The sequence below is a fragment of the Roseovarius atlanticus genome, from assembly GCF_001441615.1.
Taxonomy (GTDB): Bacteria; Pseudomonadota; Alphaproteobacteria; order Rhodobacterales; family Rhodobacteraceae; genus Roseovarius; species Roseovarius atlanticus.
The window spans coordinates 250,927-275,278 of sequence record NZ_LAXJ01000008.1 but is presented as its reverse complement, the minus strand read 5'-3'; the positions used below and the strand labels follow the sequence as shown (position 1 = coordinate 275,278).

General features: G+C 65.3%; 21 protein-coding genes and 2 tRNA genes. 19 read left to right on the top strand and 4 right to left on the bottom strand.

Annotation, left to right across the window (positions count from 1 at the left end; genetic code table 11):
- Positions 1-81 precede the first annotated feature (81 nt).
- The 11 genes from XM53_RS10190 (at position 82) to XM53_RS10140 (ending at position 11,684) form a co-directional block, all read left to right on the top strand.
- Entirely contained in the window at positions 82-768 is a 687-nt protein-coding gene (locus XM53_RS10190; RefSeq protein WP_057792948.1) for an adenylate kinase, read from the top strand.
- A 63-nt stretch (positions 769-831) separates the two neighbouring features.
- Complete coding sequence (locus XM53_RS10185) at positions 832-1,092, top strand: DUF4212 domain-containing protein (protein WP_057792912.1); 261 nt, start codon at positions 832-834, stop codon at positions 1,090-1,092.
- Positions 1,093-1,095: 3 nt separating this feature from the next.
- Positions 1,096-2,883 carry a sodium:solute symporter family protein gene (locus tag XM53_RS10180; RefSeq protein WP_057792910.1) on the top strand — a complete coding sequence of 596 codons (1,788 nt, stop codon included), beginning with the start codon at positions 1,096-1,098 and terminating at the stop codon, positions 2,881-2,883.
- Between the two features lie 106 nt (positions 2,884-2,989).
- Complete coding sequence (locus XM53_RS10175) at positions 2,990-4,810, top strand: DUF294 nucleotidyltransferase-like domain-containing protein (protein WP_057792908.1); 1,821 nt, start codon at positions 2,990-2,992, stop codon at positions 4,808-4,810.
- A gap of 4 nt (positions 4,811-4,814) precedes the next feature.
- Positions 4,815-5,333: a hypothetical protein gene (locus tag XM53_RS10170; RefSeq protein ID WP_057792906.1), complete on the top strand. Its 519-nt coding sequence runs from the start codon at positions 4,815-4,817 to the stop codon at positions 5,331-5,333.
- Position 5,334: 1 nt separating this feature from the next.
- Positions 5,335-6,756 carry a 3'-5' exonuclease gene (locus XM53_RS10165; RefSeq protein ID WP_057792904.1) on the top strand — a complete coding sequence of 474 codons (1,422 nt, stop codon included), beginning with the start codon at positions 5,335-5,337 and terminating at the stop codon, positions 6,754-6,756.
- Between the two features lie 73 nt (positions 6,757-6,829).
- Positions 6,830-7,606, top strand: a complete 777-nt coding sequence (locus XM53_RS10160; RefSeq protein WP_057792902.1) for a cobalamin-binding protein — start codon at positions 6,830-6,832, stop codon at positions 7,604-7,606.
- A 145-nt stretch (positions 7,607-7,751) separates the two neighbouring features.
- Positions 7,752-8,381 (top strand): paraquat-inducible protein A, encoded by a 630-nt coding sequence (locus tag XM53_RS10155; protein ID WP_057792901.1) that lies wholly within the window; start codon positions 7,752-7,754, stop codon positions 8,379-8,381.
- Positions 8,351-9,034 carry a paraquat-inducible protein A gene (locus tag XM53_RS10150; protein WP_201455404.1) on the top strand — a complete coding sequence of 228 codons (684 nt, stop codon included), beginning with the start codon at positions 8,351-8,353 and terminating at the stop codon, positions 9,032-9,034. The genes XM53_RS10155 and XM53_RS10150 overlap by 31 nt, the downstream gene beginning before the upstream one ends.
- Positions 9,031-11,115, top strand: coding sequence for an MlaD family protein (locus XM53_RS10145; RefSeq protein WP_201455403.1), 2,085 nt, complete (start codon positions 9,031-9,033; stop codon positions 11,113-11,115). The genes XM53_RS10150 and XM53_RS10145 overlap by 4 nt, the downstream gene beginning before the upstream one ends.
- A gap of 2 nt (positions 11,116-11,117) precedes the next feature.
- Positions 11,118-11,684: a PqiC family protein gene (locus XM53_RS10140; protein ID WP_057792898.1), complete on the top strand. Its 567-nt coding sequence runs from the start codon at positions 11,118-11,120 to the stop codon at positions 11,682-11,684.
- Between the two features lie 162 nt (positions 11,685-11,846).
- Here the strand turns inward: XM53_RS10140 and XM53_RS10135 are convergent.
- A tRNA-Leu gene (locus XM53_RS10135) sits at positions 11,847-11,933 on the bottom strand.
- A 124-nt stretch (positions 11,934-12,057) separates the two neighbouring features.
- Here XM53_RS10135 and lipB point away from each other — a divergent pair.
- The gene (gene lipB / locus XM53_RS10130) at positions 12,058-12,705 is read left to right on the top strand and encodes a lipoyl(octanoyl) transferase LipB (protein WP_057792942.1); all 648 of its coding nucleotides are present in this window, start codon (positions 12,058-12,060) and stop codon (positions 12,703-12,705) included.
- Positions 12,706-12,872: 167 nt separating this feature from the next.
- On the opposite strand, the gene XM53_RS10125 is transcribed toward lipB, so the two are convergent.
- On the bottom strand, positions 12,873-13,301 hold the full coding sequence (locus XM53_RS10125; RefSeq protein ID WP_057792896.1) for an organic hydroperoxide resistance protein: 429 nt from the start codon (positions 13,299-13,301) through the stop codon (positions 12,873-12,875).
- 108 nt (positions 13,302-13,409) lie between these two features.
- Here XM53_RS10125 and XM53_RS10120 point away from each other — a divergent pair, with 108 nt between their 5' ends.
- Positions 13,410-13,838: a MarR family winged helix-turn-helix transcriptional regulator gene (locus XM53_RS10120; protein ID WP_057792895.1), complete on the top strand. Its 429-nt coding sequence runs from the start codon at positions 13,410-13,412 to the stop codon at positions 13,836-13,838.
- A gap of 205 nt (positions 13,839-14,043) precedes the next feature.
- Here the strand turns inward: XM53_RS10120 and XM53_RS10115 are convergent, their stop codons facing one another.
- Positions 14,044-16,389, bottom strand: coding sequence for an ATP-dependent helicase (locus tag XM53_RS10115; protein ID WP_057792940.1), 2,346 nt, complete (start codon positions 16,387-16,389; stop codon positions 14,044-14,046).
- A 125-nt stretch (positions 16,390-16,514) separates the two neighbouring features.
- Complete coding sequence (locus XM53_RS23045; RefSeq protein WP_144435505.1) at positions 16,515-16,961, bottom strand: hypothetical protein; 447 nt, start codon at positions 16,959-16,961, stop codon at positions 16,515-16,517.
- A gap of 297 nt (positions 16,962-17,258) precedes the next feature.
- Between XM53_RS23045 and XM53_RS10105 the strand changes: the two genes are divergently transcribed.
- The 6 genes from XM53_RS10105 (at position 17,259) to XM53_RS10085 (ending at position 24,298) form a co-directional block, all read left to right on the top strand.
- Positions 17,259-17,732: a hypothetical protein gene (locus tag XM53_RS10105; protein ID WP_057792893.1), complete on the top strand. Its 474-nt coding sequence runs from the start codon at positions 17,259-17,261 to the stop codon at positions 17,730-17,732.
- A gap of 281 nt (positions 17,733-18,013) precedes the next feature.
- Entirely contained in the window at positions 18,014-19,156 is a 1,143-nt protein-coding gene (locus tag XM53_RS10100; protein WP_057792891.1) for an alpha-hydroxy acid oxidase, read from the top strand.
- A gap of 264 nt (positions 19,157-19,420) precedes the next feature.
- Positions 19,421-22,864: a pyruvate carboxylase gene (gene pyc, locus XM53_RS10095; protein WP_057792889.1), complete on the top strand. Its 3,444-nt coding sequence runs from the start codon at positions 19,421-19,423 to the stop codon at positions 22,862-22,864.
- A 112-nt stretch (positions 22,865-22,976) separates the two neighbouring features.
- On the top strand, positions 22,977-23,792 hold the full coding sequence (locus tag XM53_RS10090; protein WP_057792887.1) for a phosphodiesterase: 816 nt from the start codon (positions 22,977-22,979) through the stop codon (positions 23,790-23,792).
- Positions 23,793-23,922: 130 nt separating this feature from the next.
- Positions 23,923-24,057 carry a hypothetical protein gene (locus tag XM53_RS23915; RefSeq protein ID WP_268873922.1) on the top strand — a complete coding sequence of 45 codons (135 nt, stop codon included), beginning with the start codon at positions 23,923-23,925 and terminating at the stop codon, positions 24,055-24,057.
- 166 nt (positions 24,058-24,223) lie between these two features.
- Positions 24,224-24,298 (top strand) — tRNA-Gly (locus XM53_RS10085).
- Positions 24,299-24,352: the final 54 nt, after the last annotated feature.

Here is a 24,352-nt window from a genome sequence, read left to right as displayed (position 1 = left end):
CCTGGGCGACACCTCAACCCTCGCAGACCCCTCCGTCGTCGACGACCTTATCGACAACAGAATGAACAAGGGGGAATGATCATGGACGGCGCACAAACACCCAACACCGCCCCGGTCCTGATCCTGCTCGGCCCCCCGGGCGCAGGCAAGGGCACGCAGGCCCGCCTTCTGGAAGAGAAGAACGGCTTCGTCCAACTCTCCACCGGCGATCTTCTCCGCGCCGCCGTCGCCGCGGGCACCGCGGCGGGACGCGAGGCCAAGGCCGTCATGGAAGCGGGCAACCTCGTCAGCGACGATATCGTCATCGCCATCCTGCGCGACCGCCTGGCCGCGCCCGATTGCGCGCACGGCGTGATCCTCGACGGCTTCCCGCGCACGACCGTGCAGGCCGAGGCGCTCGACACCCTGCTGGCTGAACGGGGGCAAAAGATCGACGCCGCCATTAGCCTCGAGGTGGACGACGCCGCCATGGTCGACCGCATCTCGGGCCGCTTCACCTGCGGCGGCTGCGGCGAGGGCTATCACGACAGCTTCAAGCCCACGGCGAGGCCCGGCATCTGCGACACTTGCGGCGGCACCGACATGATCCGCCGCGCCGATGACAATGCCGAAACGGTGGCGCAACGGCTGGCGGCGTACCACGCCCAGACCGCGCCCCTGATCGACTATTACCAATCCAAGGGTGCGCTTTCCCGCGTGCCCGCAATGGGCCCGATCGACGAAATCGCCGCCCAGCTGGACACCGTCCTGTCGCAACGGGCGGCATGACGAAACGCCGGTCGGGCCGCATGTCGCGGCCCGGCCTTTTCACTAGGAGGAGGGACCCCACACATGTCTCTGGACAAAACAAGCGCACAATATTGGAAAGCCAATGTGCGCCTCATCCTGATCAGCCTCGTTATCTGGGCGCTGGTCTCATTCGGGTTCGGGATCGTCCTGCGCCCGGCCCTTTCGAGCATCGAGGTCGGCGGCACCGACCTTGGCTTCTGGTTCGCCCAGCAAGGCTCGATCCTCGTCTTCCTCGCGCTGATCTTCTTCTACGCGTGGCGGATGAACAAGCTCGACCGTGAATACGGCGTCGACGAGGTGTAAGTCATGGATCAGTTTACCATCAACCTGCTGTTCGTGGGCGCGAGTTTCGCGCTCTACATCGGCATCGCGATCTGGGCCCGCGCGGGCTCGACCAGCGAATTCTACGCCGCCGGACGCGGCGTGCACCCGGTCACCAACGGGATGGCCACGGCGGCCGACTGGATGTCCGCAGCGTCCTTCATCTCGATGGCGGGCCTCATCGCCTTCACCGGCTACGACAACTCCACCTACCTCATGGGCTGGACCGGCGGTTACGTCCTGCTGGCACTGCTGCTTGCGCCCTACCTGCGCAAGTTCGGCAAGTTCACCGTGTCGGAATTCATCGGCGACCGGTTCTACAGCTCCTCGGCGCGTCTGGTGGCCGTGATCTGCCTGATCGTCGCCTCGGTGACCTACGTGATCGGCCAGATGACCGGCGTGGGCGTGGCCTTTGGCCGCTTTCTCGAGGTCGACAACACCACCGGCCTTCTGATCGGTGCGGTCGTGGTCTTCGCCTATGCGGTGTTCGGCGGCATGAAGGGTGTGACCTACACCCAGGTGGCGCAATATGTCGTGCTGATCATGGCCTACACCATTCCGGCCGTGTTCATCTCGCTGCAACTGACCGGCAACCCGATCCCGGGCCTGGGCCTCTTCGGCACCGACCAGGCAAGCGGCGAGCCGCTCTTGGCGCGTCTCGACCAGATCGTGCAGGAACTGGGCTTCAACGAATACACCGCCCACAACGGTGACACGTTCAACATGGTGCTCTTCACGCTCAGCCTGATGATCGGCACCGCCGGTCTGCCGCACGTGATCATGCGGTTCTTCACCGTGCCGCGCGTGTCGGACGCACGCTGGTCCGCCGGCTGGGCGCTGGTCTTCATCGCGCTGCTCTACCTCACCGCTCCGGCCGTGGGCGCGATGGCGCGGCTCAACATCACCGAACAGTTCTGGCCCAACGGCACGGAAGGTCAGGCGGTGTCGGTCGAGACCATCGAATCCGATCCGGCCTATGACTGGATGGCGACCTGGCAGCAGACCGGCCTTCTGGGCTGGGAAGACAAGAACGGCGACGGCCTGATCCAGTATTACAATGAAAACTCGACCGCGATGCAGGAACGCGCCGCGGCCGAAGGCTGGCAAGGCAACGAGCTGACCAACTTCAACAACGACATCCTCGTGCTCGCCAACCCCGAAATCGCCAACCTTCCCGCCTGGGTCATCGGCCTTGTCGCGGCAGGCGGTCTCGCGGCAGCCCTGTCCACGGCGGCCGGCCTCTTGCTGGCCATCTCCTCGGCGGTCAGCCACGACCTGATCAAGGGCCAGTTCGCGCCCCAGATCAGCGAAAAAGGAGAGCTGCTGTCGGCCCGGATCGCCATGGCCGTGTCGATCGCGGTCGCGACCTATCTCGGTCTCAATCCACCGGGCTTTGCCGCCCAGACGGTGGCGCTGGCCTTCGGGCTTGCCGCGGCCTCGATCTTCCCGGCGCTGATGATGGGTATCTTCTCGACCCGCGTCAACAACACCGGGGCGGTCGCGGGGATGCTCGCGGGTCTGGTCGTAACACTGCTCTACATCTTCTTGCACAAGGGGTGGTTCTTCATTCCCGACACCAACGCCTTCACCGACGCCGATCCGCTCCTGGGCACGATCAAGTCGACCTCCTTCGGGGCGGTCGGTGCGGCGATCAACTTTGCCGTGGCGTTCTTCGTCTCCAGCATCACCAAGGAGACTCCGCAGGAAATCAAGGACCTCGTCGAAAGCGTCCGCGTCCCCCGTGGCGCCGGAACCGCTGTCGAAGGTCACTAAGCTCACCGATGGCCCCGCCGCACAGCTTCGCGGCGGGGCTTTCGCTTCAAATCCGGTCCGGCCCGCGCCACAGTGGGCCCGACCACCCCCTCAAGAGGCCTTGACCATGCCCCTTTCGAGCGACCTTGCGCAGTTCCTGCGCTCCGTTCACCCCTATGACAGCCTGAATGACAGCGATCTGGATGACTTGTCCACGCGCTGCGACGCCGCCGACATCTCGGCCGGCGCCACCATCTTTAGACTCGGCGACACCGTCGACAGCCTCTACATCGTCGTTACCGGCGAGATCGAGATCACCGACGAGGCCGACGTCCAGCTCTCGCTCCTCGGCCCCCGCAATTCCTTCGGCGAACGCGCGCTCCTGCGCGAGGATGTCGCCAGCCGCACCGCCACAGCCCGCTCCGACGCCACGCTGATCGTGATGCCGGCGGACGCGCTATTCACTCTCATCAAATCCTCCGCCAAGGTCGCGCGCTTCTTCGACCGCCGCCGCCCGGCCCGCGCCGACCGCAAGGACCTGACCACCCTGCGCGTGGCGGACCTGATGACCCGCGACCCGCTGACCTGCGCGCCCGACACCCCGATCCGCGACGCGGCGGCGCGGATGCACGAACATCACATCTCGTCGATCTGCATCACCGAGCGCGGCGACCTGCGCGGCATCCTCACCGTGCGCGACATGAACGGCAAGGTGGTGGCCAAAGGCACCGACACCGCCGCCCCCATCTCCAGCATCATGACCCAAAGCCCCCTGACGCTGGACCCCGATGCCCTCGGCACCGACGTTTTGCACCTGATGATGGAACGCGGCATCGGCCATGTGCCCATCACTGAGGGCACCCGGCTGGTGGGCATCGTCACGCAGACCGACCTCACCCGCGTGCAGGCGCTGTCCTCGGGCGCTCTGGTGGGGCGTATCGCACGGGCGGAGGACGCTGCCACCATGTCCCGCGCCACCGCCGAGATCCCGCAATTGCTGGCCCAGCTTGTCGGCTCGGGCAACCGGCACGACGTGGTCACGCGGCTCATCACCGACATCGCCGACACCGTCACCCGCCGCCTGCTGAGACTGGCCGAGGTTGAACTTGGCCCGCCCCCCGTCCCCTATCTCTGGCTCGCCTGCGGCTCTCAAGGGCGGCAGGAACAGAGCGGCGTCTCGGATCAGGACAACTGCCTGATCCTGTCCGATGACGTCACCGACGCCGATATGCCCTGGTTCACCAGCCTTGCCAAATTCGTCAGCGACGGGCTGGACACCTGCGGCTACTTCTACTGCCCCGGCGACATGATGGCGACGAACCCGCGATGGTGTCAGCCCCTGCGCGTCTGGCGCGGCTATTTCGACGACTGGATCGCGCGCCCGGGCCCCGAGGCACAGATGCTGGCCTCGGTCATGTTCGACCTGCGCCCCATCGGCGGCGACACGACCCTGTTCGAGTCGCTGCAAACCGACACGCTTGCCAAGGCGGCGAAAAACTCGATCTTCACCGCGCACATGATCTCGAACTCGATCAAGCACCAGCCGCCCCTGGGCCTGCTGCGCGGCCTCGCCACCATCCGATCGGGCGAGCATCGCAACCGGCTCGACCTCAAGCATAACGGCGTGGTGCCGGTGACCGATCTGGGTCGCATCTATGCGCTGCAAGGCCAGTTGCGGCAGGTGAACACCCGCGCCCGGCTCGAGGCCGCGCAGGCCGCCGGTCGCCTCTCCATCTCGGGCGGCGCCGACCTTCTGGATGCCTACGACCTCATCGCCACCCTGCGGCTCGACCACCAGGCGGCACAGGTCAAGGCGGGCGACCTGCCCGACAACTTCCTCGATCCCTCCACCCTCTCGGATTTCGAGCGCAGCCACCTGCGCGACGCCTTCGTCGTGGTCAAGACGATGCAATCATCGGTGTCCTCGGGCAAAGGCATGTTAGGATAACCTCATGTTCATAGAACTCATCGCCACCGTCTTCGCAGGCATCGCCGCCGCCGGCCTTCTGATGCTGGTCAACATCGCCCTGGGCCGCCGCCTGCCCCGCTGGCTCACGCCCGTCGCGGCGGGCCTCGGCATGATCGCCGCGACCATTTCCAACGAATACACTTGGTACGGCCGCACCGCCGACGCCCTGCCCGAAGGTATGAAAGTCGCCGTCACGGTCGAGGAACAAAGCTGGATCCGCCCCTGGACCCAGGCCTGGCCCTATACCGAGCGGTTCGTGGCCATCGACACCGGCAATGCCATGACGAACGACAACCTGCCCGGCCAGGTGCTGACCGACCTCTACTTCTTCGGCCGCTGGGCGCCGGTGAACAAGGCACCGATGCTCTTCGACTGCACCGCGCACCGCTCTGCCCTTCTGATCGACGGGGCCGACTTCGCCCAGGGCGGCACCGTCTCGGACGCCCAGTGGCAACCCCTGCCCGAAGACGACCCGATCCTCGGCATCGTCTGCGAGACCTGACATGTCCCCCCGCCTCGGCCTGCGCCTGCGCATCTTCCTGTTCTTCTGCCTCTCGGCGGCAGGCGCGGTGGCACTGGCGGGCGCAGCACTCTGGTTCGGCTGGTCGCGGGCCGACCCCGCACTGCCCGCCGCGCCCTTCCTTACGGCCTTTCTCGTCTTCGCGCTTCTGAACACTGGTCTTCTGGTCGGCGTCTGGCTGCTCTTCGACGAAAACTTCGCCAAGCCGATCGAGATGATTTCCGCCAACCTGCGCCTGCGCGCCCATTCCGGCGTCGACAAGGATCTCTGCCCCGAAAGCACGAAATATCTCGGCGATCTCGCCCCCGCCGCCGACGCCGTCACCCGCACGCTCAGCGCCGGCGTCATGGACACCGCCGCCCAGGTCGCCCGCGAAACCGAACGCTTGCGGACCGAGACCAGGCGCCTGACCTCGCTGCTCACCGAAATCCCCGTCGCCACGATTCTCGTGAACCCGGCCCAGGAAATCGTGCTCTACGACGGTCAGGCCGCCGACATCCTGCGCCAGATCGCGCCGCCCCGCCTCAAGGCCCCGCTCGGCGACTACTTCGACGCCGCTAGCCTCGCTGCCGCGCAGGACCAACTGACCCGGACCGGGGCCGAAATCTCGACCGACCTGCACGATCATTCCGGTGCGCGGCGCTACAAAGTCCGCCTGAAGCCTCTTGGCGAAGGCGGCTACATGCTCCTGCTCGACACCCAGGAAACCGAGGTCGACCCCACCAAGGCCCGCCCGCTGGTCTATGATTTCGCCCTGATGGACACCGCCCAGGCCTGCGACATCCTCGATGCGCCCCTGAACACGCTCTGCTGCGTGGCGTTCGACACCGAAACCACCGGCCTGTCGCCCGCCGAGGACCGCGTGATCCAGCTTGGCGCGGTGCGCATCCTCAACGGCCGCATCGTCGAGGGCGAGGTCATCGACACCTATGTCGACCCGGGGCGCCCGATCCCGCCCGCATCGACGAATATCCACCGCATCACCGACGACCACGTCCGGAACGCCCCGGATTTCGACACCGTCGGCCGCGACTTCCACCATTTCGCCCGCGAGGCCGTGCTGGTGGCCCATAACGCGCCCTTCGACATCGCCTTCTTCCGCCGCTCCGCCGACCGCATGGGCGTGACGTGGGACCACCCCGTCCTCGACACCGTGCTCCTCTCGGCGGTGGTCTTCGGCACCACCGCCGACCACTCGCTCGACGCCCTCTGCGACCGCCTCGGCGTGACCATCCCCCCCGAGATGCGCCACACCGCCCTGGGCGACGCGCAGGCCACGGCCGAGGCGCTGGTGAAACTCATCCCCCTGCTTCAGGGCAAGGGCCTGCGCACCTTCGGCCAGGTCATCGCCGAAACAAAACGCCACGGCCGCCTGATCCAGGATCTGAACACACCGCACGGCTGACCCGTCAGCGGATGAACACCCCCGCCGACTGTGGTAGCACCGCACCAGCAACCACCGACGCGGACCAGAGCCCATGAAAACCTTTCCCCCGGAACGCATCGTCTGCCTGACCGAGGAAACCGTCGAAACCCTTTACCTGTTGGGCGAACAGGATCGCATCGTCGGCGTCTCGGGCTATGCTGTGCGCCCCAAGGACGTGCGCCGGGAAAAGCCCCGCGTCTCGGCCTTCACCTCCGCCAACATCCCCAAGATCCTGGCGCTTCAGCCCGATCTGGTGCTGACCTTCTCCGACCTACAGGCCGACATCGCTGCCGAGCTTCTGCGCGAAGGCATCGCGGTCATGGGCTACAACCAGCGTGATGTGCACGGCATCCTCGCCATGATCCGCCACCTTGGCGCGACCGTGGGGCAGGACATGAAAGCCGCCGAACTGGTCGATCACTACCGCGACCGGCTGGCACAGGTTGCCGCCAACGCCGCCAACAAACCACGCCCGATAGTCTATTTCGAAGAATGGGACGAACCAATGATCTCCGGCATCGGCTGGGTCTCGGACCTGATCGAGATCGCCGGCGGACAGGACGCCTTCCCGGAACTGACGACCAAGGACAAGGCCCGCGACCGCATCGTCACTTCCGATCAGGTCATCGCCGCCGCCCCCGACATCATCATCGCCTCGTGGTGCGGCAAGAAGGTTCGGCCCGAGAAAATCGCGGCCCGCCCGGGCTGGAGCGCCATTCCGGCGGTGCGCGACAATCGCATCTTCGAAATCAAGTCGCCCCTCATCCTGCAACCCGGGCCCGCCGCGCTCACCGACGGGCTCGACGCCATCGTGGCGGCGCTGTCCTGACCGCCAAGGACACGTTCTTCGCGCCGCAACTCGCCCAAGGCGCGGCGCGACCAATCGGCGCGATGGCGTTGCCCAAGCCTTTCATCGCGGCGCTCGGGATGATTTGCAGCTTGCCAACCGCCGCATTAAACTAGTTAACGAAACCATGCGCGAACCTTCGCTTCCCCTCGACGAGATGATCGTCTGCCCGCAATGCGATGCGGCCTACAGCCTGCGCCGGCCCGAGATCGGCGAACGGGCCCGTTGCGTGCGCTGCGGCACGGTCCTGATCACGCCGCGCCGCAAGGCCGGGATGCAGATCATCGCATTGTCGCTGAGCGTGGCGATCCTGATCGTGTCGGCCACGGTGTTTCCGTTCCTGACGATCACCGCGGCGGGCACGTCGAACTCGGTCTCGATCCTCGACGCGGCCCTTGCGTTCAGCGACGGCCCCCTTATCGCGCTGGCGCTGGCCACGGCGGCGCTGATCGTCTTCATCCCGCTCGCCCGGGTGCTTTTGGCGATGTATGTGCTCATCCCCATCGTGCTGGACCGCCCCCCGGCGCGCGGCGCGACACAGGCCTTCCGCCTGTCCGAGGCGATGCGCCCCTGGTCCATGGCCGAGATCTTCGCCATCGGCTGCGCGGTCGCGCTGGTCAAGATCACGGATCTTGCCGATGTCGGCTTCGGCCCCGCGTTCTGGATGTTCGCCGCGTTGGTTTTTCTTGTTGTCGTTCAGGATAATTTCCTGTGCAGGTGGTCGGTATGGAACTCTCTGGACAAAACCAAGACATAAAAAGCGCACGCGAACTGGGCCTCGTCGCCTGCACCCGCTGCACCAAGGTCTGGCCCGCCGGAACCGAAACCTGCGGCCGCTGCGGCAAGCACCTGCACTCGCGAGACACCACCAGCCTGCAACGGGTCTGGGCCTTCTGGTTCGTGGGTTTTCTGTGCTACATCCCGGCCAACATGTACCCGATGCTGCAAACCCGCACGCTTCTCAGCGTGCAGGAGGACACCATCGTCGGCGGCGCGATCGAGCTTTTCCACTACGGCTCGCCCGGCATCGCACTGATCATCCTGATCGCCAGCGTCGCCATCCCCGTGGCAAAATTCCTGGCCATCGCCTTTCTCGCCATCTCGGTCGTGCGCGTGTCCAGCGTGTCCATGCACCAGCGCCAGCTTCTCTATGAAGTGGTTGAATATATTGGCCGTTGGTCCATGATCGACATATTCGTGGTTGCGATCATGTCGTCGCTGGTGCAATTGAATACATTGGCCGCGATCACGCCCGGCCGCGCCAGCCTGTTCTTTGCTCTATCGGTTATCTTTACCATGCTTTCTGCCCAAGCCTTCGACAGCCGGATGATCTGGGACGTCCAGTCCGGCCATTCCGACACGCCCGACGCCGCAGAGGGCACAGCCCCATCGGACCGGACCGCCACATGAGCGACACGCCTCCCCCCGTGCAGGTCGAACGCCAGCGCAAAACACGTCTCAGCCGCTTCTCCATCGTCTGGATCATCCCGCTGCTCGCCATCGCAATCGCGCTCGGCGTGGCCTGGCAAAGCTACAGCGCGCGCGGCCCCGTGATCGAGATCGTGTTCGAAAACGGCGCCGGCATCGCCGAACGCGAGACCGAGCTGCGCTATCGTGATGTCGCCGTCGGCGTGGTCGAGGAAGTCCGCTTTTCAGAAGATCTCGCATCCGTGGTCGCCGCCGTGCGCGTTGACAAGGACGTGGCCTCCTACATAGACGTCTCCGCCAGCTTCTGGATCGTCCGCCCCGAGGTCACCGCGCGGGGCATCACCGGCCTCGATACCGTCCTGTCCGGCGTCTATATCGAAGGCACCTGGGACAGCAAGATCGGCGCGCCTCAGACCCGTTTCGACGGGCTGGCCGACGCGCCGCTCTTCCGGCCCGGCGGAAACGGTCTCGAAATCGTCATGCGCACCACGCCCGACGGCACCATGACCGATGACAGCCCGATCACCTATCGCGGCATCGAGGTGGGCCGCGTCGGCAAGGCCAGCATCTCGCCCGAGGGCAACTACGCCGTGGCCGAGGCGCTGATCTACGAAGAGCACAGGCGCCTCATCTCCTCCTCCACCCGCTTCTGGGAAACCTCCGGATTCACCTTCTCCGTCGGGCCGCAAGGGGCCGAGATCGACTTTTCCTCGGTCGCCACGCTGGTCAGCGGCGGGCTGACCTTCGGCACCTTCGTGTCGGGCGGCGAGCCGGTGCGCAACGGCACTGTCTTCGAGGTCTACGGCACCGAGGAAGAAGCCCGCAACAGCCTCTTCCAGGCCGCCGATGTCGACGCGTTCGAAGCCCGCGTGATCTTCGACGAGAACGTCTCGGGCCTTGTTGTCGATGCCCCGGTCGAAATCAACGGTCTCAAGATCGGCGAGGTCCAAAGCGTCCGCGCCGTGATCGACGAGGAAGAATTCGGCGACAGCCGTGTGCGCCTCAGCGTCGTGCTGGCGATCCAGCCCGCGCGCCTCGGCCTGCAAGGCGACGTCACGCCCGACGCCGCCCGCAGCTTTATTGCCGACCGCGTCGCAAACGGCCTGCGCGCCCGCCTGACCAGCGCCAGCATCCTGACCGGCGGGCTCAAGATCGACCTGGTACAGGTCGACGATGCCGACCCGCTGACCCTGGAAATTCCCGAGGATGCCCTGCCGACCATCCCCACCACCGAAAGCGACATCGTCGATGCCGCCGCCACGGTCGAGGGCGTGGTCAACCGCATCAACAACCTGCCGATCGAGGAATTGCTGGGCAGCGCCATCGACTTCCTCGACAGCGCCCAGGCGCTCGTGGCCAACGAGGACCTTCAGGAAACCCCCGGCGAGGTCCGCGCCATCCTGTCCGAGATCCGCAGCATCGTCGCCTCGGACGATGTCCAGAACATCCCCGTGGCGCTCAACGCCTCCGTCACCCGGCTCGAATCCCTCCTGCGCGAGATCGAGGAAACCGAACTGACCGCGCGCCTGGTGAACGCCGTCGACGCCGCCGCCGACGCCGCCACCGGCGTCAGCACCTCGGTCGAGGGCATCCCGGCCCTCGTCGAACAACTCGAAGCCGTCGCCGCCAAGGCCGAGGCCCTGCCGGTCGAAGAGCTGGCCAACCAGCTGACCGAGCTTGCCGCCGCCGCCGAGGGCATCCTCGACACCGAGGCCGCCCGCCAACTGCCCGCCGACCTCAGCGCGGCCCTGAACGAGATCAACGCCACCCTGACCGAGTTCCGCGAAGGCGGCGCGGTCACCAATCTCAACGCCACGCTCGGCTCCGCCCGCCGCGCCGCCGACGCCGTCGCCACCTCGACCGAGGACCTGCCGGCGCTGGTCGAACGGCTCGGCAACGTGCTCAACCAGGCCAGCGTCACCATCGCCGGCTACAACAAGGGCGACACGCTCAGCCGCGAGGCGCAAAGCGCGCTCCGCGACATATCTCAGGCCGCCGACGCCCTGACGTCCCTGGCCCGAATGCTGGAACGCAACCCCAGCGCGCTAATCCGAGGAAGATGACCATGACGTTTCGCTCCACCGCCCTTGTCGCCGCGACCCTGCTGACCGCCGCCTGTGGCGGCCCCTCGGCAGATCTCTACCCGGTCGCGCCGCCGCAGGTGACCGACACGATCCGCATTTCCTTCCGCACCGTCGAGGTGCGCGAGGTGTCGCTGCCCGCCTACGCCGCCGCCGACGAGATCGCGGTCGAGGATGAAGACGGCAAGCTGGTCACAGACGCCAATGTCCGCTGGGCCGATTCGCCCGAACGCGCCGTCGCGCTCGAAATCGCCCGCAACCTCGCCCGCCTCTCCGGCGCGCGCGTCGCGTCCGAGCCCTGGCCGTTCGAGGAACTGCCCGACGCCCGCCTCGAAGTGCGCTTCGAAAGCCTCGTCGCCGGGGCCGACGGCAATTTCCGCGGCGCGGGGCAGTATTTCGTCGGCGTCCCCGACGGCCGCCGCGAACGCTCGGGCCTCTTCCAGCTTGCCGTGCCCTACGACCCCGAAGGCGGCACGCCCGCCCTCGCCCGCGCCCGCGGCCAGCTTGTGCTCGACCTGTCGCGCATCATCGCCCGCGAGGGCCTGCGCTGAGGCAAGGCCCGGTCGGGCACCACCGGGAAGATAAACTTGCTTATGCAAGCCCGCCCTTCTTTCCCGCCGCGCGGCAGGGGTCAATGTTGTGCGCATGGTAAAAGGATCGACCTCATCCCAAACCAGCCTCAAGGTGCCGAAGGCGGTAGGCCATATTAAGAATGGTGCGGTCGGGGGGACTCGAACCCCCACGAGTGTTAGCTCACAGCGACCTCAACGCTGCGCGTCTACCAATTCCGCCACGACCGCCCGTGACCGAAAGACGCTCTGAACGAACGCCTTGGTGCAGCGCCGTATAGGCAATCGCGCCCGGCTTGTGAAGGCCAAAAACCACGGCTTTGACAAAATCGGCGGACCCTGCCAAAGCACGGCGATGACAGAGTGGATCACCTCCCCCGGCCTCGTCGATTACGAGACCGCCTGCACCGAGATGGAGGCACGCGCCGAAGCCATCGCGCGGGGCGAGGCGACCGAGTCGATCTGGCTCCTGGAACATCCGCCGATGTACACCGCCGGCACCTCCGCCAAGCCCGCCGACCTCACCGATCCAGACCGTTTTCCGGTCTACCCCACCAAGCGCGGCGGGCAATACACCTATCACGGCCCCGGCCAGCGCGTCGTCTACGTCATGCTGAACGTGGGCCAGCGCGGCCGCGACGTGCGCGCCTTCGTCCAGCAGCTGGAATCCTGGGTCATCGCCACCCTCGACCAGTTCAACGTCACCGGCGAGATCCGCGAGGGCCGCGTCGGCGTCTGGGTCGTGCGCGACGACAAGCCGCTCACCGCCACGGGGCAAAAGCCCGAGGACAAGATCGCCGCCATCGGCATCCGCCTGCGCAAATGGGTCAGCTTCCACGGCATCTCGATCAACGTCGAACCCGATCTCGACCACTTCACCGGCATCGTCCCCTGCGGCATCACCGACCACGGCGTCACCTCGCTCGTCGATCTCGGCCTGCCGGTCACCCTGGGCGACGTCGATGTGGCCCTGCAAAAGACCTTTCCCCGGGTCTTCGACTAAAGCGTTTCCGGATCAGTCCGAAAATGCATTGCTTTTGGCGTTCGAAGAGGCAGCGAAAAGCGAGACAGTTTTCCCGGAAACGCTCTGACCCAAAAGAAAAGACCCGGACAAAGCGCGATTCACGGTCTTGCTTCGCCCGGGTCCTACGCGGACAATATCGCCAGCCGTCAGGCCAGCTCGGTTTTCACCTCGATATTGCCCTGCGTCGCGTTGGAATACGGACAGATGAAATGCCCGCGCTCCATGATCTTTTTCGCGGTATCCTCGTCGAAACCCGGCATCTTGACCGTCAACTCGACCTTCAGACCGAACCCGCCATCGTCGCGCGGCCCGATCCCGACCTTGGCGTCGACCGATGCGTCCTTCGGCACCTCGCCCAGCTTCTCGCTTTGGGCGGCAAAGCGCATGGCGCCCAGGTAACAGGCCGCATAACCCGTCGCGAACAACTCCTCGGGGTTGTGCCCCTTGCCGGCCCCGCCCAGCGCCTCGGGCGTATCCATGGTGAAGGTCAGCATCCCGTCCTTCAGGCGCGCCACCCCTTCGCGGCCACCGCCGGTGGCATGGGCCTCGGTCCAGTATTTGATATCGGTCGACATGACGCTCTCCTTCTGTATCGCTCGCAATTAAATCGTACACGATACATATATCGGCACTCCGGCCTGTCAACGCTTGCGATCAAATCGCGCACGATATACCGTTCCGCAATGAGCACCCTGCCCCCACCCGACATGCTGTGCTTCGCGCTCTATTCCACGGCGCACCGGATGCAGCAGACCTACAAACCGCTCCTGGCACCGCTGGACCTGACCTACCCGCAATACCTCCTGCTCAGCGCGCTCTGGGCCGAGGACGCCCGCACCGTCGGTGCCCTGGGCCGCGAGTTGCAGCTTGCAAGCAACACCCTCACCCCCCTGATAAAACGTCTGGAAACCCGCGGCCTCCTGCGCCGCACCCGCGATACCGGCGACGACCGTCAGGTCCGCATCACCCTCACGGATGACGGCCGCGCGCTTCAATCCGACGCCGCCCACATCCCCGATTGCATCGTCCGGGAAACCGGCATGGACATGGCAGACCTCACCCGCCTGCGAGACGAAATCCTCGCCCTGCGCGACCGGCTCGATCCCGCCTGACGCGCCGCGCACCTCCCGGCGCACCGGTCTTCCTCTGGCCAAAAATATTCCCGCCGGAGGCCCCGCCCCGACAAACACACGCCGCCGGGTGACCGCGTCACGCAGCCACTCGCAGCCCGAGACGCCGCGCTTGGCGGTGTCGAGACAGCCTGCGCGCGCGCAGCGCGCCCCTTCGGATCACCGGAACCGTTGCCAGCCCACCCCGTCAGAACGGGATGTCATCCGCCCCGGTCACGAACCGCGCCACCACCTTCTTGACCCCGGCCTTCTCGAAATCGATCTCCAGCTTGTCGCCCTCTATCCCGATGATCGCGCCATAGCCGAACTTCTGGTGAAACACCCGCTCGCCCATTTCGTGCGCGCTCACCGCCTGCGCGTCGATCACCATGTCGCGCGCCTCCTGCGGCTGGCTCATGGGGCGCTGCTGGCTCCTCGCCTGCATCCGCTTCCAGCCCGGCGAGTTATAGACATTGGCCTCCGCCACGCGGCTCTCGATCGACCCCAGGCCGCCGCCCGCCGCGCCATAGCCCCCACCATACAGTCCCGGCGGCGTCAGCACCTCCACATGATCCTCGGGCAACTCGTCGATGAAGCGGCTGGGCATCTGGCTCTGCCACTGCCCGTACACCCGCCGGTTGCCAGCGAAGGAAATCGTGCACACCTCCTCGGCCCGCGTGATGCCCACATAGGCCAGCCGGCGTTCTTCCTCCAGGCCCTTCACCCCGCTTTCATCCATGCTGCGCTGCGACGGGAAGAGGCCATCCTCCCACCCCGGCAGAAACACGGCCGGAAATTCCAGCCCCTTGGCCGCGTGCAGCGTCATGATGCTGACCTTCTCGCCCGCCTCCTCGCTCTCGTTGTCCATGATCAGGCTGACATGCTCCAGGAACCCCTGCAGGTTCTCGAAGCCTTCCAGCGCCTTGACCAGTTCCTTGAGGTTCTCCAGCCGCCCCGGCGCCTCGGGCGTCTTGTCCAACTGCCACATCTCGGTGTAGTCGCTCTCGTCCAGCACCATCTCGGCCAGTTCCACGTGGCTGACATCCTTGTCCCCCACCAGCCGCCCCCAGCGCCGCAGACCCTCCAGCAGCTTGCCCAGCTCCGAGGCCCCCTTTCCGGTCAGCCCCTTTTCCTCCAAGAGGAGCGCCGCGCCTTCCACCAGCGACACGCCGTTCTGCCGCGCCGTCACCTGGATCTTCTGCTGCGCCTTGTCGCCCAGGCCCCGCTTCGGCGTGTTCACCACCCGCTCGAAGGCCAGATCGTCGGCAGGCGACACCACCAGCCGGAAATAAGCCATGGCATCGCGGATCTCCATCCGCTCGTAAAAGCGTGGCCCGCCGATCACCCGGTACGGCATCCCGATGGTCAGGAACCGGTCCTCGAAGGCCCGCATCTGGTGGCTCGCCCGCACGAGGATCGCCATGTGATCGAGGCTCATGGGCTGCATCCCCCGCGTGCCCCGCTGCATCGCCTCGATCTCCTCGCCGACCCAGCGCGCCTCTTCGTCGCCGTCCCAGTGACCGATCAGGCGCACCTTCTCGCCCTCCTCGGCTTGGGTCCACAGCTCCTTGCCCAGCCGATCCTTGTTGCCCGCAATCACGCCAGAGGCGGCCGCCAGGATATGCGGCGTCGAGCGGTAATTCTGCTCCAGCCGCACAACAGTGGCACCCGGAAAATCCTTCTCGAACCGCAGGATGTTGCCCACCTCGGCCCCGCGCCAGCCATAGATCGACTGGTCGTCATCGCCCACGCAACAGATGTTCCGGTGCCCCCCGGCCAACAGCCGCAGCCACAGGTACTGCGCCACGTTGGTGTCCTGGTACTCGTCCACCAGGATGTAACGGAACCACCGCCGGTACTGCTCCAGCACGTCGTCATGGGTCTGAAAGATCGTCTCCATGTGCAACAGCAGATCGCCGAAATCCACCGCGTTCAGCTCGCGCAGCCGGGTCTGGTATTGGGTGTACAGCGCCACGCCCTTGCCGTCATAGGCACTGGCCTCGGCGGCCGGCACCTGATCGGGCGTCCACGCCCGGTTCTTCCATTGGTCGATGATCCCCGCCAGCATCCGCGCGGGCCAGCGCTTGTCGTCGATATTCGCCGCCGCCACCAGCTGCTTCAGCAGCCGCAGCTGGTCGTCGGTGTCCAGGATCGTGAAGTTCGACTTCAGCTCCACCAGTTCCGCATGACGGCGCAACAGCTTGACGCAGATCGAATGGAACGTGCCCAGCCACGGCATCCCCTCGACCGCCTCGCCCATCATCCGGCCCACGCGCATCTTCATTTCGCGCGCCGCCTTGTTGGTAAAGGTCACCGCCAGAATCTCATTCGGCCGCGCCGTGTTCGTGTTCAGCAGATGCACCATGCGCGTGGTCAGCGCCTTGGTCTTGCCCGTGCCCGCCCCCGCCAGCATCAGCACGGGGCCTTCCAGCGCCTCCACCGCCTCGCGCTGCGCGGGGTTCAGGTCATCCAGATAGGGCGTCGGTCGGGCCGCCATGGCGCGCGTCGCCAGGGACGCGCTCTCAAAGGCATCGGATTCGTCGAAACTGCTCATGGCCGAAGAATAGCGAAGCCGCATCCCGAGGGAAAGCCAATGTTCACACTGTGTTCCAACCCGTTAACACTTATTCACACCGATGAATCCCGCGTAGGGTGGGTGAAAACCCACGCGCCCGCCACCTACGACCCCACGCGCCGCAACGCCTGCAAATCGCAACTCGACGCAACGGCCCCCGGCCCTGGCAGGTCATCTATCCCCGCACCATGCCGCAGCCCCGATGTCGCCGCCCACCGCTGGATCGCACCTTCCGAACACCGCAGGTACAGCACCCCCGCCGCCTTGGTCACATGACGCATCTCGAACTCGAACCGGCCTTCATACCCGTCCCGGTCGATCAGGATCACCACCGGCGTCTTGCCGGTCAAATGTTGCGCGAACAGCGCCTGGTGCACGGAATCCCGCGCACTCGGGCTGCCGTCGAGGCCCAGCTCGATCACATGGCGGTCGGTTTCGCAATCCACCCTTACATAGCGCTTCATGCCCGCCACGTCGAAGTAATGCCTTTGCTCCTCGGCACTTCCCGCCAGAAACGCGCATAACAGTGCCGCCAGTTCCACCTCACCCATGCACCACACCCTCGCGCGCCCGCAAATCGTTAACAAATGGTTAACACGCCGCACCACAGAACCACATCCCCAATCTCCCTCGCACCGCCCGGACAGCGCGCGCAATAACATTTCTCAACAAAAGTTAACGTCTGCGACCGCGCCATTTTCTTCCTACGAAGAAAATCCCTCCCGAAAATTCGCACGAATTTTCTCGGCCTCCCGATTGCGCATACCCGATACTTCCGTCGCAACCGTGGAACGATCGCGCCAAGTCCGAGTTTCCCCGGCATCTTTGACTCGGAGAGGAGGACTCCCATGCAACACAAACTGACAAGCGTCATCGCGCTCTGCGCCATTGCCGGCCTGTCCGGCCCGGCCTACGCCGATTGCCAGGAAGAACTGGCGCAACTGACCGGAGAAGCCGGAATGCAAACCGAAGGGTCTGTCTCCAAGGACGGCAGCCTTGCCCCGCTGGAAGAGCCCGACACGGACGAAAGCGCAGCCGACACATCCGACGCCTCGGCCGGTGATTCCGACGACACCAAAGGCGACGGCGAGATCGTCAAGGACGGCGACACCGCACCGCTCGAGACGGACACCTCCCAAGTCGCGACCTCCGGCCAGGACGCCGCGGCGCAGCAGAACGGCGACAGTGCCGACAGCTCGGCAAGCGGCTCGCAAGACATGTCGCAAGAGGCCAAGGACGCCATCGAGGTCGCCAAGGCTGCGCTCGAAGCCGGCGACGAAAAAGCCTGCATGGAAGCCGTCGAAGAAGCGCGCAACTCGTAACATCGCAGCATTGCGGCACGCCGATATGCGCCACCGTCCCTCTGGACGGTGGCTTTTTGTCGCCGGGCATCCCGGACCTGGGTCGGACTCGTTCGGCCAAGCCCCCTGACGGCTGCGCAACGCACGGCGGGTTCACATCAGGTCATTTGCCACCCCACCGACGCATGACAGTGCGAAATACCGACGCGATACCGACGCCGATTTTGCGTCACTCCGGCAGTTAACCTTCCGATTCGCCGATTTTTCTTCCCGGTTGTCGTCCGCCTTGCTATCGCTTCGTCATGTCACTTGATGCCCGCTTCCCCGCCATCTCCGACTTGCGCCGCCGCGCCCGTCGTCGCCTGCCGCATTTCGTCTGGGAATATCTCGACAGCGGCACCGGGTCCGAGGCCACGACACGGCGCAACAAGGCGCAGATCGACGCCATCCGCCTGATGCCCTCCGTGCTGCATGGCGAGATCACGCCCGACCTCAAAACGTCCTTTCTGGGTCAAGAGTTTGACCTGCCGGTCGGCATCGCACCGGTCGGCATGTCCGGCATGATCTGGCCCGGTGCCGAACAGATCCTCGCCCGCGCCGCCGCCCGTGCGAACATCCCCTACACGCTCTCCACTGTGGCCAGTCAGAAACCCGAGGATCTCAGCTCTTCGATCGGCAACCACGCCTGGTTCCAGCTCTACCCGCCGCGCGATCCGGACATCCGCGCCGATATGCTGCAACGCATTAAAAAGGCTGGGTTTTCCACCCTCGTCATGACGGTCGACGTGCCCGTCGGCTCGCGCCGCGAGCGCCAGGTCCGCTCCGGCCTGACCCAACCGCCCCGGATCACGCCCCGCATTCTCGCCCAGATCGCCACCTGCCCCGCCTGGGCCATGGGCATGGCCGGCCGAGGTATGCCCCGGATGCGCTTCATCGACGATTATGCGCCCAAAACCAAGGGCTTGCCCTCGAACAAGCACGCCGGCTACCTGCTGCGCACCTCACCCGACTGGACCTATCTCACCTGGCTGCGCGAGCATTGGGACGGCCCCCTGATCATCAAGGGCGTGCAAGACCACCGCGATGTCCCGCGCCTGCAATCCGAAGGCGTCGACGCCATCTGGATCTCCAACCACGCCGGGCGCCAGTTCGACGCCGCCCCTGCCACGATCGAGGCCCTGCCCCGCATCCGCGCCGCCACCGACCTGCCGATCATCCTCGACGGCGGTGTCGAAGGCGGTCTCGACATCCTGCGTGCGCTGGCCCTTGGCGCGAATCTCGTGATGATGGGGCGCGCCTGGCACTACGCCCTCGCGGCCCTCGGACGAGACGGCCCGGCTCATCTGGTGCATATCCTCAAGTCCGATCTCGAAGCCAACATGGGCCAGCTGGGTCTTGTCCGCCCACAAGATGCCCCGAACCGCCTGCTGCCCGACACGGACTGAGCGGTTTCGATCCCAGCATTTACCAAGTGTTAACCGAATTGGGGGAGTGTCCCGTCAAAAACGCCTGGAAACAGCGCCCGTCGCGCCGTTCCCGACCGGGTAGTCATCCTACCCGCCCGGCCAAGAAAATCGCCCGCCGGTGGATGTACCCACTTTGGCGGATTGCGCTATCCTCTTGCAAAACCTACAAACAGGCGCAACGCTGCACTGCGGCGCAAACACTGCTGAGCGACTGCAGCGAACGATACGACGGAGGAGCAGGCCATGGCCGAGTTCAAGAAAATTCTCATCGCCAACCGGGGCGAAATCGCCATCCGCATCATGCGCGCCGCGAACGAGCTCGGCAAACGCACCGTCGCTGTCTATGCCGAGGAAGACAAGCTTGGCCTGCACCGCTTCAAGGCCGACGAGGCCTACCGCATCGGCGAGGGCCTGGGCCCCGTGCAGGCGTATCTGAGCATCGACGAGATCATCCGCGTCGCCAAGAAATCCGGCGCCGACGCGATCCACCCCGGCTATGGCCTGCTGTCGGAAAACCCCGCGCTGGTGGATGCGTGCGAGGCCAACGGCATCACCTTCATCGGCCCCAAGGCCGAAACCATGCGCGCCCTTGGCGACAAGGCCAGCGCCCGCCGCGTCGCGATCGAGGCCGGCGTGCCCGTCATTCCCGCCACCGAGGTGCTGGGCGAGGACATGGACCAGATCCGCAAGGAAGCGTCCGAGATCGGCTACCCGATGATGCTCAAGGCCTCCTGGGGTGGCGGCGGGCGCGGAATGCGGCCCATCCAGTCCGAGAAGGAGCTTGAAGAGAAGGTCCGCGAAGGCCGGCGCGAGGCCGAGGCGGCCTTCGGCAACGGCGAAGGCTATCTGGAAAAGATGATCGAGCGCGCGCGCCACGTCGAGGTCCAGATCCTCGGCGACAAGCACGGCAACATGTACCACCTCTTCGAGCGTGACTGCTCGGTCCAGCGCCGCAACCAGAAGGTCGTCGAGCGCGCGCCCGCCCCCTACCTGACCGACGCGCAGCGCGCCGAGATCTGCGAGCTGGGCTACAAGATCTGCAAGCACGTCAATTACGAATGCGCCGGCACGGTCGAGTTCCTGATGGATATGGACACCGACCAGTTCTACTTCATCGAGGTGAACCCCCGCGTCCAGGTCGAGCACACCGTGACCGAGGAAGTCACCGGCATCGACATCGTGCAGGCCCAGATCAAGATCGCCGAAGGCAAGACGCTGGAGGAGGCGACCCGCAAGAAAAGCCAGGACCAGATCACCCTGAACGGCCACGCGATCCAGACGCGGATCACCACCGAGGACCCGCAGAACAACTTCATCCCCGACTACGGCCGCATCACGGCCTTCCGCGAGGCCACCGGCATGGGCATCCGTCTTGACGGCGGCACGGCCTATTCGGGCGGGGTCATCACGCGGTATTACGACAGCCTGCTGGTCAAGATCACGGCCCATGCGCAGACGCCCGAAGGGGCCATTGCAAGAATGGACCGTGCCCTGCGCGAGTTTCGCATCCGCGGCGTCAGCACCAACATCGCCTTTGTCGAGAACCTGCTGAAACACCCCACGTTTCTGTCGAACGAATACACGACCAAGTTCATCGACACGACGCCCGAGCTGTTCGATTTCGCCGCCCGCCGCGACCGCGGCACCAAGGTGCTGACCTACATCGCCGACATCACCGTCAACGGCCACCCCGAGGTGCAGGGCCGCGTGAAACCGCGCGAGGACCTCGCCCTGCCCCGCGCGCCCAAGCCGAAGAACGACACGATCCGAGACGGCGCCAAGCAGATCCTCGACCGCGACGGCCCGCAGGCGGTGGCCGACTGGATGGCGGCCCAGACCAAGGTCCTGATGACCGACACCACCATGCGCGACAGCCACCAATCCCTGCTGGCCACGCGGATGCGGTCGATCGACATGATCCAGATCGCCGAGAACTATGCCCATGATCTGCCACAGCTTTTCTCGGTCGAATGCTGGGGCGGCGCCACCTTCGACGTGGCCTACCGCTTCCTCGACGAATGCCCATGGCAGCGACTGCGCGACCTGCGCGAACGCATGCCCAACCTGCTGACGCAGATGCTGCTGCGCGGCTCCAACGGGGTCGGCTACACCAACTATCCCGACAACGTCGTGCAGGCCTTCGTGAAACAGGCCGCCGAAAGCGGCGTCGACATCTTCCGCGTCTTCGATCCTCTGAACTGGACAGAGAACATGCGCGTGTCGATGGACGCCGTGCGCGACGCGGACAAGGTGCTGGAAGCGGCCATATGCTACACCGGCGACATCCTCGACCCGAACCGTGCCAAGTACGACCTCAAGTACTACCTGAACATGGCCCGCGAGCTGAAAGAGGCAGGCACCCATATCCTCTGCATCAAGGACATGGGCGGCCTTCTGAAACCCGCCTCCGCCACGGTGCTTTTCAAGGCCCTGAAGGAAGAGATCGGCCTGCCCATCCACTTCCACACCCACGACACCGCCGGCGTGGCCTCTGCCACGATCCTCGCCGCCGCCGATGCGGGCGTCGATGCCGTGGACTGCGCCATGGACGCGCTTTCCGGCAACACCAGCCAGGCCACCATGGGCTCGGTCGTCGAGGCGCTGCGCCACACCGACCGCGACACCGGGCTCGATATCGACGCAATCCGAAAGATCTCGATCTACTGGGAAAACGTGCGCGAGCACTACGCCGCCTTCGAGAGCGCCATGCAGTCGCCCACCTCCGAGGTCTACCTGCACGAGATGCCCGGCGGCCAGTTCACCAACCTGCGCGCCCAGGCCCGCTCGCTGGGGCTCGAGGCGAAATGGCCGGAAATCGCCCGCACCTATGCCGACGTGAACCAGATGTTCGGCGACGTGATCAAGGTCACGCCCATCGCCAAGACCGTGGGCGATCTGGCCCTGATGATGGTCAGTCAGGGCCTGACCTGCAAGGACGTGCTCGACCCCAAGACCGAGGTCAGCTTCCCCGAAAGCGTCGTGACCCTGATGAAGGGCTACGTGGGCCAGGCCCCCGGCGGCTTCCCCGATGATATCGTGCGCAAGGTGCTGAAGGACGAGAAACCCATCACCGTCCGTCCCGGCACCCTGCTGGAGCCCGAGGATCTCGAGGCCCGCCGCAAGGAGCTTCAGGACAAGTTCGAGGACGAGGAGATCGACAACGAAGACCTGATGGGCGCGATGATGTATCCCAAGGTCTTCGATGCCTACATGGAGCGTCACCAGGTCTACGGCCCCGTCCGCACCCTGCCCACCAAGACCTTTTTCTACGGCATGGAACCGGCCGAGGAGATCTCCGCCGAGATCGACCCCGGCAAGACGCTGGAAATCCGGCTGGTGGCCGTGGGTGAAACCCACGAGGACGGCGAGGCGCGCGTGTTTTTTGAACTCAACGGCCAGCCCCGCACCATTCGCGTGCCAGACCGCCGCGTCAAGGAAACCGTCGAGGCACGGCCCAAGGCCGAGGCCGGCAATGCCGACCACATCGGCGCGCCCATGCCGGGGGCCGTGGCCACCGTGGCGGTCAGCGCGGGCCAGCAGGTCAAGACCGGCGATCTGCTGCTGACCATCGAAGCGATGAAGATGGAAACCGGTCTGCACGCCGAACGCGACGCTACCGTCAAGGCCGTGCACGTTCAGCCCGGGGCCCAGATCGACGCCAAGGACCTGCTGGTCGAACTGGAATGATCATACCGGGCGGGTTGTGTAGTACGCCGCGACCCGCCCGGCCCTTCACAACAGCCCTCTTTCCAAAACGAACGAATCCGACAAAGCTGCGCCGATCCGAACCGGGGCCTTCATGCAGAAAATACTCGTCTTCACCGACATCCACTTTCTTCCCGAAGGCGAGACCATCATAGGCCTCGACCCAGCCGAGCGGTTTGCCCAAGGTCTGGCCCACGCCCAGGAACAACACCCCGACGCCGCCCGCATCGTCATCACCGGCGACCTCACGCACCACGGCACCGCGCCTGAATACGAACGTCTTCATGCCGCACTGGCCAAGGCCAGCATCCCCGTCTCGCTGATGCTGGGCAACCATGACCGCCGCGGCCCCTTTCAGGCCGTCTTTCCCGACACGCCGCAAACACCCGACGGTTTCGTGCAGGACGTGATCGACCTCGACGACACCCGGCTCATCCTGCTCGACACCCTCAACGAAGAGGCCGACGACACCCACAGCGGACTTCTGTGCGACGCGCGGCTCGACTGGATGGAGGCCGCCATCGCCGGGGCCGGACGCCGCCGGGTCATCCTGTTCATGCACCACCCGCCCATCCTGACCGGCTTCGGCGGGATGGATTGGATCGGGCTTAAATCGCGCCGCCAGTTGGCCGCGCGACTGGAAGGCCACGACACCGTGCACCAGATCGTCGCCGGCCATATCCACCGCACGATCCAGGGCGGGTTTGCCACCGGCGCAGGCAATCATATCCCCACCGCGATCTTCAAAAGCCCCTGCCACCAGATGCCCATGGCGCTCGGCTTTCATGATCCCAGCCTGTCGATCGACGAGCCGGGCGCCTACGGCCTCCTGCTGCTCACGCCCGAGGGAATAGTCGTGCATACCGAGGATTTCTCGCTGCCTCCGTCCCAAGCCGCCTGTTACGACTAGCCGCCGCCGTCAAGGCAATTTTCCGCCACTTGGCAGGGACGCGCCGGTTTTGCTTGCTGCACCTTTTCAATCGAACTAACTTCGGTTGCACCCTGTTGCCATTGCCGCCCTCGACTGAAGGAGACGTGACGTGACCGGATTGCATGATCGGGACCCTGACGCCCCCACCCCGCCCACACGGCGCAAGCGCGTACTGTTTCTGGCCTTTCTGCTGCTCGCCTCGACCCTCGTCTATGTAGAACTGATCCTGCGTTATTCGTCCTGACGCAGCCCATTTCGACGTCCCCGCAAAAGCTTTCTCAAAGCTTTCGCCAAATCCTTTCACAAAGGATTTGGCCCGCACCGGTCCCGATCGGAAAAAAATCCGGTCAGCTTGCGATTTTCCCTTGCAGGGCCGCGTCAGACTTTATATCTCCGCCTCACCCAAGGACGCGGGCGTAGCTCAGGGGTAGAGCATTACCTTGCCAAGGTAAGGGTCGTGAGTTCGAATCTCATCGCCCGCTCCAATTTCTCTCCAAGTTGATCGACTGGACCGGTAGAACACCGGTCCAAGTGCTGTG